The following is an 18,089-nucleotide window of genomic DNA, read 5'->3' as shown; positions in this document are numbered from 1 at the left end:
TTGGCAACAAAAGCTTTTTTTCTAGGTCATAAAAGGAGCTTCCTCTAGTCGCTCTTTTATACCAAACATAAATATAAAATCATTAATCTCATTAAGTTAAGCGTCTTTTGAGTCATTTAGACGAAGGAGAAATCTCATGAAGAGAGAACTAATGCGATTCCTCATTCTTCGGAATAACAGTTCAGGATGAATTTACCCTTAACTTAATAACATTGTGTGATACGATAAAGGTTGGAATAGGCGCATCACTTAGTCCTCAAGATGATTAATTTAATAGATTTCAGATTTCTATTAGTGCATATAAAAATACTAATTTTATACGATTACACATCTGAAACCAAAATCCTTAATCAAAAATCTACAATCCTGCTTTATGATTTACCTTAATAACATTATTTTTCCCTCCTATGCACCGTAATCACCACAGTCTTAGAAGTAGGTGTATTACTAATTCTAGCCGTAGATAACAAAGGCACCAAAACATTTGTCTCTGGAAAATAAGTGGCGGTACACTGACGCGGAATGCTATACGGAATCACCAAAAATTGTTCTGCACGGCGTTCTTGCCCTTCAAAATGACTGACTAAATCGACTAAATCATGGTGCTTTAATCCTGCGTCATTCATGTCATCTTGATTCATAAAAACCACCCGTCTTTCGTTGAGAATTCCACGGTAACGGTCGTCTAATCCGTAGATGGTCGTATTGTATTGATCGTGAGTACGAATGGTCATCATCAGGTATTGGTCTTTTTTCAACATAATATCCGAGACTTGGTTGATGGTAAAATTCGCTTTACCAGTATAGGTAACGCTAAAGTCATTGTTACGAGCATTGTTCGGCAAATAGAAACCTCCTGAAATACGCACACGTTCGTTAAAATTTTCAAATCCCGGAATAGTCGCTTCTATGGCCTCCCGAATTAAATCGTAGTTACCCGCCATTGCGGTCCAATTGACTTTAGAATTTTGCAAAGTAGCATTAGCAATACCTGCAACAATTGCCGTTTCACTCTTTAAGTAGTCTGACAAAGGTTCCAGATGTCCCACAGATTTTGATACCACTCCCATAGAATTTTCTACCGATACAAACTGCTCTCCACTCAACTGTATGTCTTTTTCAGTTCGTCCTAAACAAGGCAAAATTAACGCTTCTTTGCCGGGAATCAAATGAGAACGGTTAATTTTAGTCGAAATATGCACAGTCAAATCACAGTTTCTTAACGCTTCGGCAGTCACCTCAGTATCTGGAGTGGCCGAGATGAAATTCCCACCCATTCCTAAGAAAAAACGTGCCTTTTTTTCATGCATGGCCTCAATAGCTTCGACCACATCATAACCATGTTTACGTGGCGATTGAAATTGAAAATGAGAATCTAGCGCATCCAAAAAAGCATTTGATGGTTTTTCATAAATCCCCATCGTTCTATCGCCTTGCACATTAGAATGTCCACGCACAGGACAAGTTCCTGCTCCTTGTTTACCAATACTCCCCATTAACAACAACAAATTCACCACTTCGCGAATGTTATCGACACCATTTTTATGTTGGGTTAATCCCATTGCCCAACAAACGATGATTTTTTTATTGGCAGCAATCATATCGGCGGCTTCTTCGATTTCGGCTAGTGTCAATCCGGTTTGATAAACCAAGTCAATTAAATCATATTGCTCTAAATCAGTAATAAATGCATCGTAACCCAATGTTTGTTTTTGAATAAATTCCCCATCAAAAACGCTTCCGGGATTCAACTTTTCTTTTTTATTCAATAATATTAAAATCGCCTTCAATAAAGCAACATCACCATTGATTCTGACTTGCAAAAACAAATCTGATAAATCATTTCCTTTACCCAACCATTTCAATGGATTTTGAGGATGAGTGAAATTTTTCAATCCCACTTCAGGCAACGGATTAACACTGATAATTTTCCCTCCATGTTCTTTGGTTTCGCCTAAAGCGGTTAACATTCTAGGATGATTTGTTCCTGGATTTTGCCCCATGACAATCACTAAATCAGCATGTTTGAAATCATCCAAAGTCACAGATCCTTTTCCAATCCCTAAAGTTTCTACCAATGCTGAACCACTGGATTCATGGCACATATTAGAACAATCTGGTAAATTATTCGTTCCATATTGACGTACAAATAATTGGTATAAATAAGCTGCTTCGTTACTTGTACGTCCTGAGGTATAAAAAATAGCCTCATCAGGTGAGTTTAATCCATTCAAAGTTTTTCCAATTCTTTGAAAAGCGTCATCCCATTCAATTGGTTCATAATGTGTGGCTCCTTCACGCAAAAACATGGGTTGTGTCACACGCCCTTTTTTACCCAATTCATAATCAGACAACAATCCTAATTCATTAATACTATGACTGGCAAAAAACAAAGGCGATACACGGTTCTTGGTAGCTTCTTCTGCAACGGCTTTCGCTCCGTTTTCGCAATATTCAGCTAAGAAAGAACGTTTTTCATCGGGGTCTGGCCATGCACAACCAGGACAGTCAAAACCATCTTTCTGATTTAATTTTGCTAATAAACCGATACTTCGCATAATTCCAACCTCGTTTTTCATATGTGTTAAGGCCGATTTAACAGCTTTGAACCCTACGGCAGAAAGTGGAATAGTAGTTTCTTTGATTCCAGTGAATTTTTCAGGTGGTTGTGCGATTGTTTTTTTAGTCATGATTATTTTTATTTTTCAAACCACTAAGGTTTTTTTACCGCAGATTCGCAGATTATTTAAACTACTATTTTGTTATTAGAGATGAATAAATTAGCGCTAATCCCGATTTAATCGGTTTAATTTAATTATTAACTTTAAAAAAAATATGCGAATTTTCGGTTACTACTCTTACTCATTCGTTTACTTAAATCTTTTTTAATTCCTTTTCAATACCACAAGGGTTAGCATAAATCGTCGCTTTGTTATCTCTCGAAAAACCTATTAAACAAACCCCAAATTCCTTTGCGTAATCAACCGCTAACGAAGAACATGCTGAGACCGCTACAATAGTACTAATCTTAGCAAAAAAAGCTTTGGTGATAATCTCATACGAAACCCTCCCACTTACTAGCATAAAAGCCGCCGATTTGAGCTGGTTTGATTGAATCAAATTTCCAATACATTTATCCACTGCATTATGACGACCAATATCCTCTTTCAGAGTCAGGAACTCATAGTTTTTATTAAAAATAATGGCTGCATGAGATCCTCCTGTTAAACTAAATACTTGTTGGTATTCACTCATTACAGCAAACATTTCAGGCAATTTATCCATATTGATTTGAGGTTGATTTCTCAATTTTGTTTTTGGAGTTTCAAAGTCTTCTAGTTGTTGCTTACCGCAAATACCACAAGAGGAAACAGATAGTAAGGATCGTTTGTTCATATAGCCATTACCTAATTGACTCTCAGGAATCGTTACTTCAATTTTGGTAAAAGCACTGGGTGTGTCTGAAACGACTTCCATTAAAGGATTTTCAGTCGATCGATAAATATCTTCGGCATGAAGTAAGCCACGTATCAACTCAAAATCATTTCCAGGAGTACGCATGACCACTGTAAACGAACTTTGGTTAATACTAATTTCTAAAGGCGCTTCGACTACCAAAAAATCATTAATCTTCTCAGTAGTATCCTTTTTCTTTTTAATTCCTTCATATAGCAGCGTCTGCATTTCATTCCTTTCCATAGAGTAAAAGTAAAAAAAAAGAAAACGAATGTATTTAACTATATGATTAAAACAATAATGGATTATATCAAATTGATTTGGATTAGGTTGAAAAGGTTAAACTTGCATCAACCAACGCTTGCCATTCCATAAAACCGAAGGATCAATCAAAACGATGCAAAAAACGCCGGACACGATCAAAAACTTAAGCAAATTGTGTAGTACTAAATAATTTCCTTTAGAATTGGACTTCCATAAATAACTCAGAAAGAAAATCAACATAATCATCGCCACATAGAAGTAAATATCCATATACCCCACATCATAGACATCGATAAGAATGTAGACTGGGAAAATGGTCAAAATAGTTAAGGCGGTTATTATTTTCTTGGACAACATTTCTCCATAACGAACTGGTATCGTTTGATATGCACTAACCAAATCCCCTTTGATATTCTCCAAATCCTTAATCATTTCTCGAATCAGAATTAAGAGGGACAAAAAAGCAGCATGGGCAAAAATAACAGCAAAATGAGATTTATTGTCGATAATTTCCTCAAATGTCAAACTGTAATAGTAATGTAAAGTGATGGCGAAAAAAGGGATTACTGCCATTAAAGTAGCTGTTAAATTTCCAATAACCGTATACTTTTTAATTTTATGGGAATAAATCCAAATCAAGAAAATATATGCCGAAAAAAACAAAAACACTTTAAAAGAAACAAACAATGCTAATAGTGCAACAACAAAATTTAATGTGAAATAAACTCTCAATTTCGTCGCTTGACTAACTAATCGGTCTAGCATCGATTTGTTAGGACGATTAATTAAATCCTTTTGACTATCATAAAAATTATTGATAATATAACCTGAAGCTATGGTTATGGAAGATGCAAATACTAATAAAAACAAATCTAAATCCAGTAATATAGATAAAGTTCCTTTATCAGGTGCCAAAATAAAAATAGCAGAAAGGTATTGAGCCAAAATAATTATCGGAATATTATACCCTCTGACAACAGAGAATAAACTCACGATTTTTTTTAATAATAGCTTTTGTTTTCTATCTAACATTTTAAAAAAGGAAAACGTTTATATTCAAAGAACACAAACGTTATTTTTGGAATTTATATTTTATATTTAAAATCTAAACTTTAAAATTGATAAACTACCTCGAGTTTATAATCTTTCAAACTGGATTTAGCACGTTCTAAATCTTCGGTGAAACCAAGGATATAACCGCCTCCACCAGAACCACACAATTTTAAATAATAATCATTAGTATCAATCCCGTGTTGCCACAGTGCGTGAAATTGTTCTGGAATCATCGGTTTAAAATGATTTAAAACAACCTTAGATAATTTCTTAGTATTAGTGAATAATGATTTCATATCGCCTCCCAAAAAATCTTCTACACAAGCATCAGTATATTTTACAAATTGGTTTTTTAGCATGGCTCTAAACCCTTTGTCTTTTAGATTTTCCATAAAAATATTGACCATAGGAGCGGTTTCGCCTACAATCCCAGAATCTAATAAAAACACAGCTCCTTTGCCATCAAAACTTTGATTTGGAATTCCAGTCGCTTCAATATTATCTTTCGAATTAATCAAAATCGGGATACTCAGATAACTATTCAATGGATCTAAACCAGAACTTTTCCCGTGGAAAAAACTTTCCATTTGAGAAAATATATTTTTTAATTGCAATAATTTTTCTCGAGTTAAATTCTCTAAAACCGTGATCTTATCTTGCGCATATTTATCATAAATAGCCGCTACCAATGCGCCACTGCTTCCTACTCCATATCCTTGTGGAATACTCGAATCAAAATACATTCCCGTGGCAACATCACTATTTAACGCTTCTAAATTAAAAACAACTAAACCTGGCTGTTCAACATGTAGTTTTTCAAGGTAACTCGCAAATCGTTTCAAACTTTCGTTAGAAGCGATAGCTTCATCAGAAGGATTTTCATTTCGTTTCAACGCTCCGTTATAAAAATTATACGGAATCGAAAGCCCTTTAGAGTCACGAATAATTCCGTATTCTCCAAAGAGTAATATTTTTGAGTAAAATAAAGGTCCTTTCATATTTTGATTGAGAATTATTTTATTTTGTTAATCTTATTTGGGTCTTGTCTGGTGTCAAAAAGAGATAAAATCCTAATTTGCTTTAAATTGTATTTGTAATAAATCGTTGTTTGTTTTGACACAACACATCTGTACTAGTTTTTGTTTATTTGAGATTTCGGAAAAATTTCTGGTTCATTTTGAATTATAGAAATTGACTTATCTAATTTTGAAATGAATTTATCTCTAATGTTCAAAGACCATTTAAGTTCCAAATATTCCAATAAATCAATTAACCTTTTTTCAGCATTTTTTGAAAAGACAACTTCTCTTTTCATTATCTGTATTTTTTCATCAAATCTTCGTACAGAACAAACTCACCTCGATCTATTTGTCTATCTCCTTCTTCAATTTCAAATTTTTGTGCCTCCGTCAATTCGTCCCAAAAATCTTTGTTTTCTCTCTTAAAAATGGATTTGATAGATGCAATAATTGACTCGTCATTGGTTTCAGACAACAATTTTATCAATTCTTTTTTTTCTAATTCAATATTCATAATCTTATCCTTAAAGCATAAAGATACAAAAATTACAGTTGCACCGCACCTATTCCAATTTGGTCGCAAATGTACTGACCATTTTGACAATACCCAACTAATTCGTCCTGAATAAATTGCAATACTTTTTCTTTAACATTTTCGGGATATAACACATGTACATTCGCACCCGCGTCTAGTGTAAAACAAACGGGGATTTGAGTCTCAGAACGGAATTTCCAAATGGAATTAATTATATGTAACGTATTAGGCTTCATCAAAATGAAATAAGGCATCGAAGTCATCATCATCGCATGCAAAGTCAAGGCTTCATTCTCTACTATTTTAATAAACTCGTCTAGATTTCCGTTTTCAAAAATAGTTCTTAGCTTGTCTAAATTTTCATGTGCTTGTGCAAAACGTTGTTCTGCAAAAGGATGATTGTGCATCAAATCATGTCCTAACGTGCTTGACACTTGCTTTTCGCCTTTGTCAACTAATAATATCGTATCTTGAAAATCTTTGAAATTATCGTGAATCGCATGCGGATATTCTACTCCGTATAAATCCGTACTACCTATAATATTAGCTTGATCCCCCCAAACAACTACTTCCCCTTTTACACTTCGGCAAGCACTTCCTGAACCCAATCGTGCCAAAAAGGAGGCTTTTTGATAAAAATAGTCCTCGGTCATTTCAGGACGTAATGCTTTTTCCAAACTCATTAAATTCATTGCCAATGCCGCCATTCCTGAAGCTGACGAAGCAATACCTGAACTGTGCGGAAAAGTGTTTTGCGTATCAATCGTAAAATGATAGTCTTTCAAAAAAGGCATATATACTTCAATTCGTTCTAAGAACTTTTGAATTTTGGGCTTAAAATCTTCTTTTGGTTTTCCTTCGAATAATAAATCAAAAGAGAAAGTATCTTGTTTTTGAATTTTCGAAAAAGCCACTTTAGTACTCGTTTTACAACTATTCAAAGTAAAACTCACCGATGGATTGGCTGGAATTTGATTTTCTTTTTTTCCCCAATATTTCACCAATGCAATATTGCTTGGAGCAGTCCACTGAAACTGTCCACTTTCTATGGTATTGGAATAAAATGAAGGTATAAAATCACTGATTGAAAACATCTAAATATCTTTTTGGGCAAAGATACTTTTTTTAGGGAAATCGCAGCGTAACTAGGTACGTTAAAAACAACTGTAGATTTACTTATTTTTTTTAGTTAATTAGTATGAATATGTCACATGAAGCCTTTCTAAATATAGTACGATGAAGTCTTCGACAAGCTCAGACTGACAGTAATCCTTTGTATTACGAGTTTGTGAATCGATTATGTTTGTCTCACAGAGCTTGTCGAAGTCTTTTTTTATTTCAAGTATTTGTCTTGGAAAGTTTTTGAGTACATTTGGCTTTTCAAATTATCAAATTAATGAATAAGATTACCAAAATTCTTTGTATCGTAGTTACTTGTCTTGCTATTGGCTATTTCGCAGGAATGGTTACCCGTTCTAGTATCGAAACTTGGTATCCTACTTTAATTAAACCTAGTTTTAATCCGCCCAATTGGATTTTTGCACCTGTATGGAGTATGTTGTATATTATGATGGGAGTTGCTGCGGGATTGGTTTGGGATCGTATGGATTTTGAAAAAGAAAAAACAACAAAAGCTTTAACTATTTTTGCTATCCAACTTGCTTTAAATGCCTTATGGTCTTATTTATTCTTTGGATTAATGAATCCTATGTTAGCAGGGATTGAGATAGTTCTCCTTTGGCTTTTCGTTTACGAAACCTATATTCAGTTTGCTAAAATCAACAAAATTGCTGGGTATTTATTCCTTCCTTATCTGGCTTGGGTCAGTTTTGCAATGGTTTTGAATGTTAGTATTTGGTGGCTAAACAAATGATAATCTGTTTTTAGAGATCAGTCAATACGTTTTATTTTTTTACTAAAAATTCATTCTGGAGCATGTAGTTTTTTGAATTCCTTATTTTTTTTATAGAGATAATCCATAAAAATAAGGGCGTTTGAATTTTCGGACAACACCGTTTTTGATTCGGGATCAAAATCACAAAAATCAAGAAACGAACCGACTTCTTCTTTTTTTAATTTTAATGTCTCCGTATAGAATTTTTGATCAAAATTATACACGGCTGCTTTCTTAAAATCAATTTCAACATCTCCTTGCTTTTTTCCTCTGAATAAACCGCCAAAAAGCAGTTTTCCTACTTTTACAAAATCAAGGGGTTTATCAATGGATCCATCGTTAACTCCGGGGTTTTTTATTTTATTTTCATTTCGATATAAGGTTGCTTCATCCCTCTTAGTCTCTTCCCATTTTTTATCAAATTTCCAATCTACATTAATTTTATGAATGATCACCTCCTTCAGTTCTTCGGCTTTTTTATCAATGAGGACAATCATATTATTTTCTTGGATGTCTTCTAAACTCAGTTGGATTCCTTTTAAATGGAAATCTTTACTATAAAAAAGAATGCTATCGTTTACACTAACTGCTAAAATAAACTCCCCTTTATTATTTGTTTTAGTACTTGTAAAAGCCGTTTTATTAATAACATCTACATTTTCTAAGACGAAATTTTGAAACATTACTTTACCTCTAAGTAATTTATGTGTTTGAGAATAACCGAAAGAATGAACGCATGCAATAAGAATAACAAGTAGTTTTATTTTCATGATTATTAGCAAGTTAGAATGTAGGTAAAAATACCCAATTACTACATGCCATAAGACATTGAAAATGTAATTTTTTGTTAATTAACAAGTCGATATTTTCCTTTAAATAGCATTTGCCAATATAAAGCCACTAGTCCATGCATTTTGAAAGTTAAACCCTCCTGTAATGGCATCAATATTGACAATTTCACCCGCAAAATAAAGGTTTTTATGTAGCTTGCTTTCCATGGATTTGAAATTGATTTCTTTTAAATCTATTCCTCCAGCCGTCACAAACTCTTCTTTAAAGGTACTTTTACCATTGACTTGGAAAGTTCCTTTGGTCAATTGACTTGCCAAAGTTTGTAACTGAACTTTAGATAAATCCGCCCATTTAGTTTCGGATTGAATTCCAGCTGCTAGAACTAAGCTTTCCCACAAACGATTGGTGATATCAAATGGTGATTTTTTAGAAACCATTTTCTTAGCCTGCTCTTGTTTTAGTTTTTTCAGTTGTTGTTCAGCATCCTCCGTATCGACATCATTTAACCAGTTGACATAGATCACAAACTGGTAATTTTTATCGTGTAGAATTCGGGCACCCCAAGCAGATAATTTCAAAATAGCAGGACCACTCATCCCCCAATGTGTGATTAACAAAGGCCCAGTTGAAGTAAGTTTGGTATCTTTAACCGTCACTGTTGCTTGAGTTGCTACTCCCGGTAATTCTTTGATTCGGATGTCTTTGATGTTAAAAGTAAACAATGACGGCACCGGATTAACAATGGCGTGTCCGTAAGTTTGTAGCATTTCCCAGATTTTAGGATTGCTTCCTGTGGCCAAAATCAATTTTTCGGCATTATAATTTGCATTTTGAGTATCTACTTTCCAAAAATTCCCTACCGAAGTTTCGGCATGATATATAGACTGCACACTTTGTCCTGTAAGAATTGTAATCCCTAATTTTTGAGTTGCTTTCATGAAACAATCAATAATCGTTTGTGAAGAATCTGAAACAGGAAACATACGTCCGTCATTCTCAATTTTTAGTTCGACGCCATGTTTTTCAAACCATTCGATCGTATCCCCTGAACAAAACTGATGAAATGGTCCACGCAATTCTTTTTCTCCACGAGGGTAAAATTTCACTAATTCATTGGGTTCAAAACAAGCATGCGTGACATTGCAACGTCCACCACCAGAAACGCGAACTTTAGACAAGACTTCTTTGCCTCGCTCTAGAATAACTATTTTAGTTTTTGGATTTTTTTCGGCAATATTAATCGCAGTAAAAAAACCTGCTGCACCACCACCAACAATAATTATATCGAAATTTTGATTCATTTTTTTTTGTGAAATTTAAACGCGAAGAGTACAAAGGTAAGGGTAAAATATTTTAAAAGAAGACAAACACGCATTACAACAATTACCGCAAATTAAAAATTAATTTCATAAATTCCCCTCTGCCTTCGCAGATTCATGAAATTTAAAAAGTTCTTCAATCGAGAAATAGGTGTAATCACGCATGTCAATATATCAAGAAATTCTATCGGGGTAATCACTTATAATTCCGTCAACCCCGTAGTATTTCATTGTAGTAATATCTTCAATTTCATTAACTGTCCATGGAAAAATTTGGAATCCATCCGCTTTCAATTGTTTTGAGTTTTCAGGAGTTAATAAAGTATAATCAGGGTTGATGGCGGTGGCTTTTATTTTTTTGGCGAAAGCCAAAGCAGCTTGCACAGTTGATTCGGTCAAAACTGCTATTGCAATTTGAGGATTCAAAATAGCAACTTCCTCCAGTAAACTCCAATCAAAACTAGAAATAATAAAATCTTTGTAGCTCCACTGTTGTTTTTCGATATATTTCCCAATCAATTCCACCACTGGTTTTGCGGTTCCTTTGCCTTTGAGTTCAATATTTACAAATACTTTTTTGTTGACTAAATCCAACACTTCTATCAATGATGGAATCTGTTGGTTTTTATCCGTATGAAACTTCTTTAATTCGGTTACAGCCAAATCATTTACGGCTCCTTTTCCATTTGTTGTTCTATCAACCGTTTCATCATGTATGACTATAATTTCCCCATCAAAAGACAAGTGGACATCGAGTTCGATTCCGTCAACTCCCAAATCCATTGCTTTTTGAAAACTTATTAGCGTATTTTCAGGTTCGTACCCTCTTGCGCCTCTATGACCTATTTTTAGCATACGGTTATTTTTTTAATTCCAAAATTAAGAAATCCTTGCCTTCAACAGTTACGTCTTCTTTCAGGTCTAAAACAATGTCATAAAATGGATTTTTACCACTTGTAAATTGCTCTAAATTTTCTTTGAATCGAGTCGTTGAAAAAGTTCTTGATTCTAAATTATTGTTCAGAACCACCATCACGGCTTCTATTTCATTATATCTAAAATAAACATATACATTATCTTCAGGAATGTAATGCGTGGTTTTTCCGTAATGAATGACCGCTTTGGCTTTACGCCAATTGAATATTTTAGCCGTAAAATCAAAAAATTCTTTTTGTCCAGGTGTACGTCTTTCGGGGTCAAAAGCATTTATTTGATCTTCCTTCCAGCCACCAGGAAAATCTTGACGAATATCTGCATCTCCTAAATACTGATCACCACCCATTCCTATCTCGGACCCATAATACAATTGTGGAATCCCTCGAACGGTGGCTAGAATCACCATGGCCATTTTGTATTTTCGAATATCAAAATTATAACAATAATTCAATCGTTTGGAATCATGATTTTCAGCAAAAACCAATAAATTATGTGCATTGGGATATAAAAAGTCATAGGTGAAATTGTCATAAATCCGGGTCATTCCTCTATCCCAACTTCCATCATCTTCGTTGAAAACTATTTGTAAAAAATCACAAAGTGCAAAATCCATTACGGAAGGTAAATAAGAATTAAAGTTATGAATATCTCCCGTTTTACTGTCTTTTTGCCAATAGGCTAAAATGCCATGATTGCGTTGGGTGATTTCACCAAGAATATTAAAATTAGGATATTCAGTCATGATGGCTTGTGTCCATTTTACCATTTGTAAAGGCTCTGCATAATTGAAGGTATCCACTCGTAAACCATTCAAATCAACATATTCTATCCACCAAATTGCATTTTGAATCAAGTATCTTAAAACAAGCGGATTAGCAATATTTAAGTCAGGCATTGTGGGTGCAAACCAACCTTCAACGCATTGTTGACGATCAATTTTGGCAGCATTAACATCAATAATTGTCGTGCGTTTATGATTTGTTTGCCAATAATTGTCAAAAATATTGAACCAGTCTTTAGTAGGAAAATCTTTAAACATCCAATGTGAAATTCCCCAATGATTGGTTACATAATCATGAATTAACTTCATTCCTCGTTTGTGCAAATCGGTTGATAAACGCACATAATCTTCGTTAGTTCCAAAACGAGGATCTATTTTATACACATCGGATTGCGCATAAGTATGATAGGAATATTCTAATTCATTGTCTTCACAAAGAGGTGTACTCCAAATGGCTGTTACTCCTAACGATTCTATATAATCTAAATGCTGAATAATTCCGTTGATGTCTCCACCGTGTCTGCCCCCTGGAAATTCTCGATTGTATTTTTCAACCAAATGTTCATCATTCGTATTGACTCCATTACCATTAGCAAAACGATCTGGCATCAACAAATAAATCATATCTGAAGAATCAAATCCTTTGCGATCAGCTGAGTTTTCTCGACGTTGCTTAATACTGTATTTTTGGGTGAAAATGGTTTTATTATTTTTTTCAAACAAAAAAGCAATCTCCATTGCATGTTCCCATTTTACAGTAATAGTCACAAAAAGATAGTTTGGATTCTCCGTTTTTGTTACTTTTGAAATAATCCCACTAATAGAAGTGGTCACATAAAACTGTGCAATATTATCCCCGTAAAACAGAATTTCTAGTTCTTTATTCTTCATACCAGCGTACCAAAACGGTGGTTCGATTCTTTGAATGGGTGATTGCGATGTTGGATTCATTTATTGTCTGCTTGTGATGACAAAATCAAAAATACAATTTTTAAAAAGAGGAAATACCACTAGTTCTCATTTTGTATTCGAATTTTTCATCCGAACTAAATAAACAGAAACTATTTTATCTTTAGTCGTTTTAAGTATCTTTGAAAACAATCCAATTTTTATAAAATCGAAAATAAAACCATGAACTGGGAGCAACTTTTATCACTAAAACGTCAAGGAGACAAAGGCAAACGATTACGTATTGAACAAGATGATACTCGATTAGGGTTTGAGGTTGATTACGACCGAATCATTTTCTCAGCCGCTTTTAGAAGCTTGCAGGATAAAACACAAGTAATTCCGCTTTCTAAGACTGATTTTGTGCATACACGATTGACACATAGTCTCGAAGTTTCAGTAGTGGGACGTTCTTTGGGACGATTAGTGGGTAAAAAAATTATTGCAAAGCATCCTTATCTTAAAGAAACCCATGGGTTTCATATGAATGATTTTGGAGCTATCGTAGCAGCAGCTTCCTTGGCACATGATATTGGGAATCCTCCTTTTGGTCATTCAGGTGAAAAAGCGATTGGGGAATATTTTTCTATTGGCAAGGGGCAACATTTTAAAGACCAATTAAATATAAAACAATGGCAAGATTTAATTGATTTTGAAGGAAATGCCAATGGATTCTCCGTAATGACTGCCAGCCGTCCTGGGATAGAGGGTGGGCTTCGAATTTCCTACGCCACTTTGGGCGCATTCATGAAATACCCAAAAGAGAGTTTGCCTAAAAAACCAACCAAAAACATCGCCGATAAAAAATATGGTTTCTTCCAAACAGACAAAGCGTTCTTTGAAGACGTGGCTAAAGACTTGGGGCTTATCCCAAACAAATCAGGCAATGACGTAGGGTTTGAAAGACATCCTTTGGCATACTTAGTCGAAGCGGCAGATGATATTTGCTACACCATTATCGATTTTGAAGATGGTATCAATCTTGGTTTAGTTTCAGAGGATTTTGCCTTAGAATACCTTATCAAACTGGTTAAAGACAGCATTGACACTTCAAAATATAAAAGTTTAGAAACGAAAGAAGACCGCATTAGTTATCTACGAGCACTCGCCATTGGAAGTTTAATCAATGATGCTGTCAAAGTTTTTATTGAAAATGAAGACGCTATTTTGGCTGGAAAATTTCCTTTTGCCATCATGGACAAAAGCAAGTACAAAGCCCAAATGGACGACATCATAAAAATTAGTGTGGACAAAATTTATCAAAGCAGGGAAGTGATTGAAAAAGAAATTGTGGGTTACCAAATTATCCAAACCTTGTTAGATAAATTCATCACCGCTTTCAACAATCATTTTGACGGAAAAGCGTCTAATTACGATCAATTATTATTGAAATTACTACCTGAAAAACACCATCTTGACAAAAACAATTTGTACGAGCGCTTGTTGCACATTTGCCATTATATTTCACTTTTAACAGATGGAAATGCACTGGAATTATTCAATACGATTAATGGTAAAAAAGGTATTTAAAACAAATATGATTCTTGATTTCAGATGTGTAGAACCTATAAAAACAAGCGTGTGTTTTTCAAGTAGTAACACAAAATCTGAAATCAAGAATCATTAATCTCCTTTCAAAATCAAAAAGTATATGTCAATCCTACGCCTAAAACTTGTTTTAATTGCATTTTAGGTCCTACCGTAACTTGCTTTCCCGCAATTTCTTCTTTGGCTTTGATATCATCATCATAAACCAAATGGATTCCGATATTCGTTTTCACGTATTGATTCACTACCAAATCTAAAACCAAATCATAATCAATATCGACATTCCCATAAGTATTGATATAATCGGAGTACAAACTCACACGGTTTTCCAAAACAATGTTCTTGGCAATCTTTTGTTTGTAATAAGCGGTAATCAACGTACCTAATTCTGATTTGATTTTTTCACTATGATGAATTAAATTTCCATTAGCATCATAGGTTGCTTTGGGTACACCAAAGGCACCTAGATCAGCCAACCGCTGATTCCCAACATAAGTAACTTTTGAAGTAAAAGGAGAGAAGTAAAAAAGTCTGTCTTTTTTCTCTGAAGCATATTCAGCTCCAACCCCTATGAATGAATACACTGGTGCAAACAATCCCGAAACTGAAATGTCTTTATTAGGATAGGAATATCCATCAGTAAATTGTGTGTTTAAGTTGAATTTAGCACTGTAGTACCAGTTTGATTTTTCGTTTTCACGATATCCAAAAGTAGAACTAAATTGAAAAGCATCTTCCGTTTTTCGAAGCTCAATTCCGTCTTGTTTATTTAATCCATAACGCATAATGAGTTCGTTTGCCCATCTTACATTTTCATTTGTATAATTCCTATTGAACTGTGTTTTCAGTAATCCTGAGATAGAACTTGTTCCCCCAGCATTCCAGTTTACAAACAAAATTTCGGAAATAAAAAACCCAATATTATTTTTCTTTTCCCAGTGAGAAATAGAATCAATAGGTTGAGGAATGGGTTGTAAAGTAGTGATTATTTTTTGTGAAAAAACATTTACTGTAAGTAGTAAGAATAGTATAACTATAGCTTGTAATTGTCTCATTATTAATCAATTGTTTGTGTCTTTTATTTGTTATTGCAATGCCTTTGAAAACTGAAGCGTTAAATTTGTAACGTCAATTTTACACAATTGTTGCAATTCTTCCACCGTACCTTGCTCTATGAATACATCTGGAATCCCTAGTGTTTTGATTGGAACAGTATAGCTATGTTGTGTTGCAAAAGCTGAAATCGTTCCGCCAAACCCCCCAATTATTGTGCCATCTTCAATAGTGATGATCTTTTTGAAGGTTTTAAATACAAAATGTAGGCATTTTTCGTCAAAAGGCTTTATAAATGCAAAATCATAATGTGCTATTGTAGTAGGATTGTCTAAGTTTTCTAGAGCCAAAGAAACGTTCTTTCCAATGGGTCCATTTGACAAAACAGCGGTCTCCGTTCCTTCTTTCAAGCAATTTGCTTTTCCAATTTCAATTTTAGTATAATGACCAAAGTAATCCGATTTCCAGTTTGCCGTTACGCCTCTACCTCTGGGGTACCGTATTGCAATAGGGTGGTTTAAACCTAATTGTGCGGTATATAAAATATTCTGTAATGCTATTTCATTTAAAGGCGAATAGACGATCAAATTAGGAATACATTGCAAATAAGCTAAGTCAAAAACTCCATGATGAGTAGCACCATCTTCGCCTACTAATCCGGCTCGATCCAAACAAAAAATGACAGGCAAATCCTGTAAAGCTACATCATGGATCAACTGATCATAAGCCCTTTGCATAAAAGTCGAATAAATATTACAATAAACAATCATCCCTTGAGTAGCCATTCCTGCAGCTAAGGTTACTGCATGTTGCTCTGCAATTCCCACATCAAAAGCACGTTCGGGCAAAGCATCCATCATGAATTTTAACGAACTACCCGAAGGCATCGCCGGAGTTATCCCAATAATTTTTTTATTTTTTTGTGCCAAATCCAAAAGTGTCAACCCAAAAACGTCTTGGTATTTTGGCGGTAAATTTTCTTCAGATTTCAAAAGGATTTCCCCTGACTGCGCGTCAAATTTTCCTGGGGCATGGTATTTTACTTGATTTTCTTCGGCTTGCTTTAGTCCTTTTCCTTTGGTTGTAATGATATGAAGGAACTTAGGTCCTTTTATTTTTTGTAATCGTTTTAACTCGTTGAGAACGGCAAAAATATCGTTTCCATCAATAGGTCCTGAATAATCAAAATTCAAGGATTTAATCATGTTGTTCTGACGGTGATTTTTTCCTGTTTTTACTGCAGTCAAATATTGCTTCAAAGCTCCTACGCTCGGATCAATCCCAATGGCATTGTCATTTAGTATTACCAATAAATTAGCATCTGTAACTCCGGCATGATTCAATCCTTCAAATGCCATTCCTGAAGCGATAGAGGCGTCGCCAATCACTGCAATATGTTGTTTATCGACTTCACCTTTCAAATTTGAAGCGATTGCCATTCCCAAAGCAGCAGAAATAGAAGTAGAGGAATGACCTACGCCAAAGGCATCATACACACTTTCACTCCTTTTGGGGAATCCTGAAATCCCACCTAATTGGCGATTGGTATGAAATATATCTTTTCGTCCTGTCAAAATCTTGTGACCATACGCCTGATGACCAACATCCCAAATCAATAAATCTTCGGGTGTATTGAATACATAATGCAAAGCCACCGTTAACTCAACCACTCCTAAACTGGCGCCCAGATGTCCTTCTTTGACTGCTACAATCCCAATGATAAAATCACGTAGTTCTTGCGCTAATTGCGGGAGTTGTGCTTCGTCGAGGAGGCGTAAATCTTTGGGAGAATGAATATGTTGGAGCAAGTTGGTTTTCATTATAAATTCAAAAAAACAAATTTACGGTTTTAAATTTAATTAGATTCGATATGATTTTTCGCTTTTTGAGATTGTTAAAAAATTTCGACTTGGTCAAGTAGGTTTAATTCTTTTAGATTGATAGCTTCATTTGGCCTGATCCTAAATTTATTTTCTTTGCAAAAAAAATAGTACCATCCTATTCTACAAAAGCCTTTTCAATTTTAATATTTCTAAACAAATACGAAATCCGTATTTTTACGCCATGATAAACCCATTCACCGACGAATACTTCATGAAAAAGCCTTGCAAGAAGCCGAAATGGCTTTTGAAAAAGGCGAAATCCCCGTAGGTGCTCTAGTGGTTGTTAATGACCGAATTATAGCCCGATCCCACAATCTAACTGAATTTTTCAACGATGTTACTGCTCATGCCGAAATGCAAGCCATCACTGCAGCAGCAAACTTCTTTGGCGGTAAATACCTTAAAGACTGCATACTTTATATGACTTTAGAACCTTGTCAAATGTACGCTGGTGCTTTGTACTGGAGTCAGGTTTCTAAAATTGTTTTTGGGGCTAGTGATACGCATCGTGGGTTTGAAAAAATGGGCGGACAATTACATCCTAAAACAACAGTAGTTCGTGGCGTTCTTGCAGATGAAGCTACTGACTTAATGAAACGTTTTTTTGC

General features: G+C 34.6%; 15 protein-coding genes and 1 pseudogene. 3 read left to right on the top strand and 13 right to left on the bottom strand.

The genetic code is table 11. The features are described from left to right. Positions 1-392: 392 nt before the first annotated feature. The 7 genes from WBQ70_RS00645 to mvaD all read right to left on the bottom strand — a co-directional run bounded on the left by WBQ70_RS00645 (position 393) and on the right by mvaD (position 7,421). A complete protein-coding gene (locus WBQ70_RS00645) occupies positions 393-2,690 on the bottom strand; it encodes an FdhF/YdeP family oxidoreductase (RefSeq protein WP_423909136.1) in 2,298 nt (765 codons plus the stop codon). Positions 2,691-2,874: 184 nt separating this feature from the next. Beyond that, positions 2,875-3,699 (bottom strand): formate dehydrogenase accessory sulfurtransferase FdhD, encoded by an 825-nt coding sequence (gene fdhD, locus WBQ70_RS00640; protein ID WP_423909133.1) that lies wholly within the window; start codon positions 3,697-3,699, stop codon positions 2,875-2,877. 96 nt (positions 3,700-3,795) lie between these two features. Further along, entirely contained in the window at positions 3,796-4,752 is a 957-nt protein-coding gene (locus WBQ70_RS00635; RefSeq protein WP_423909130.1) for a geranylgeranylglycerol-phosphate geranylgeranyltransferase, read from the bottom strand. Between the two features lie 80 nt (positions 4,753-4,832). After that, positions 4,833-5,771 carry a mevalonate kinase family protein gene (locus WBQ70_RS00630; protein ID WP_423909127.1) on the bottom strand — a complete coding sequence of 313 codons (939 nt, stop codon included), beginning with the start codon at positions 5,769-5,771 and terminating at the stop codon, positions 4,833-4,835. Between the two features lie 134 nt (positions 5,772-5,905). After that, complete coding sequence (locus WBQ70_RS00625) at positions 5,906-6,088, bottom strand: type II toxin-antitoxin system RelE/ParE family toxin (RefSeq protein ID WP_423909124.1); 183 nt, start codon at positions 6,086-6,088, stop codon at positions 5,906-5,908. Beyond that, positions 6,088-6,306 (bottom strand): hypothetical protein, encoded by a 219-nt coding sequence (locus WBQ70_RS00620; RefSeq protein WP_423909122.1) that lies wholly within the window; start codon positions 6,304-6,306, stop codon positions 6,088-6,090. The genes WBQ70_RS00625 and WBQ70_RS00620 overlap by 1 nt, the downstream gene beginning before the upstream one ends. A 32-nt stretch (positions 6,307-6,338) precedes the next feature. Continuing rightward, entirely contained in the window at positions 6,339-7,421 is a 1,083-nt protein-coding gene (gene mvaD / locus WBQ70_RS00615) for a diphosphomevalonate decarboxylase (protein ID WP_423909119.1), read from the bottom strand. 302 nt (positions 7,422-7,723) lie between these two features. On the opposite strand from mvaD, the gene WBQ70_RS00610 reads away from it, so the two are divergent. Beyond that, positions 7,724-8,200 (top strand): TspO/MBR family protein, encoded by a 477-nt coding sequence (locus WBQ70_RS00610; protein ID WP_423909116.1) that lies wholly within the window; start codon positions 7,724-7,726, stop codon positions 8,198-8,200. A gap of 50 nt (positions 8,201-8,250) precedes the next feature. Here the strand turns inward: WBQ70_RS00610 and WBQ70_RS00605 are convergent, their stop codons facing one another. The 4 genes from WBQ70_RS00605 to WBQ70_RS00590 form a co-directional block, all read right to left on the bottom strand. Then, positions 8,251-8,991 carry a hypothetical protein gene (locus WBQ70_RS00605; RefSeq protein WP_423909113.1) on the bottom strand — a complete coding sequence of 247 codons (741 nt, stop codon included), beginning with the start codon at positions 8,989-8,991 and terminating at the stop codon, positions 8,251-8,253. A gap of 102 nt (positions 8,992-9,093) precedes the next feature. Beyond that, on the bottom strand, positions 9,094-10,314 hold the full coding sequence (locus WBQ70_RS00600; protein ID WP_423909110.1) for an NAD(P)/FAD-dependent oxidoreductase: 1,221 nt from the start codon (positions 10,312-10,314) through the stop codon (positions 9,094-9,096). A gap of 192 nt (positions 10,315-10,506) precedes the next feature. Further along, on the bottom strand, positions 10,507-11,187 hold the full coding sequence (locus WBQ70_RS00595; RefSeq protein WP_423909108.1) for a glycerophosphodiester phosphodiesterase: 681 nt from the start codon (positions 11,185-11,187) through the stop codon (positions 10,507-10,509). 4 nt (positions 11,188-11,191) lie between these two features. After that, a complete protein-coding gene (locus WBQ70_RS00590; protein ID WP_423909105.1) occupies positions 11,192-13,000 on the bottom strand; it encodes a glycoside hydrolase family 13 protein in 1,809 nt (602 codons plus the stop codon). Positions 13,001-13,180: 180 nt separating this feature from the next. Between WBQ70_RS00590 and WBQ70_RS00585 the strand changes: the two genes are divergently transcribed. After that, positions 13,181-14,527 (top strand): deoxyguanosinetriphosphate triphosphohydrolase, encoded by a 1,347-nt coding sequence (locus tag WBQ70_RS00585; protein WP_423909102.1) that lies wholly within the window; start codon positions 13,181-13,183, stop codon positions 14,525-14,527. 110 nt (positions 14,528-14,637) lie between these two features. On the opposite strand, the gene WBQ70_RS00580 is transcribed toward WBQ70_RS00585, so the two are convergent. After that, positions 14,638-15,600, bottom strand: a complete 963-nt coding sequence (locus WBQ70_RS00580; protein ID WP_423909099.1) for a DUF3078 domain-containing protein — start codon at positions 15,598-15,600, stop codon at positions 14,638-14,640. A 30-nt stretch (positions 15,601-15,630) separates the two neighbouring features. After that, positions 15,631-17,418, bottom strand: a complete 1,788-nt coding sequence (locus WBQ70_RS00575; protein ID WP_423909096.1) for a 1-deoxy-D-xylulose-5-phosphate synthase — start codon at positions 17,416-17,418, stop codon at positions 15,631-15,633. 244 nt (positions 17,419-17,662) lie between these two features. On the opposite strand from WBQ70_RS00575, the pseudogene WBQ70_RS00570 reads away from it, so the two are divergent. Further along, positions 17,663-18,089: pseudogene (locus tag WBQ70_RS00570) on the top strand (nucleoside deaminase); the annotation flags it as partial.

The sequence above is a fragment of the Flavobacterium sp. genome (assembly GCF_049590715.1).
Lineage (GTDB): Bacteria > Bacteroidota > Bacteroidia > Flavobacteriales > Flavobacteriaceae > Flavobacterium.
This window is presented reverse-complemented; position numbering and strand designations above follow the sequence as displayed.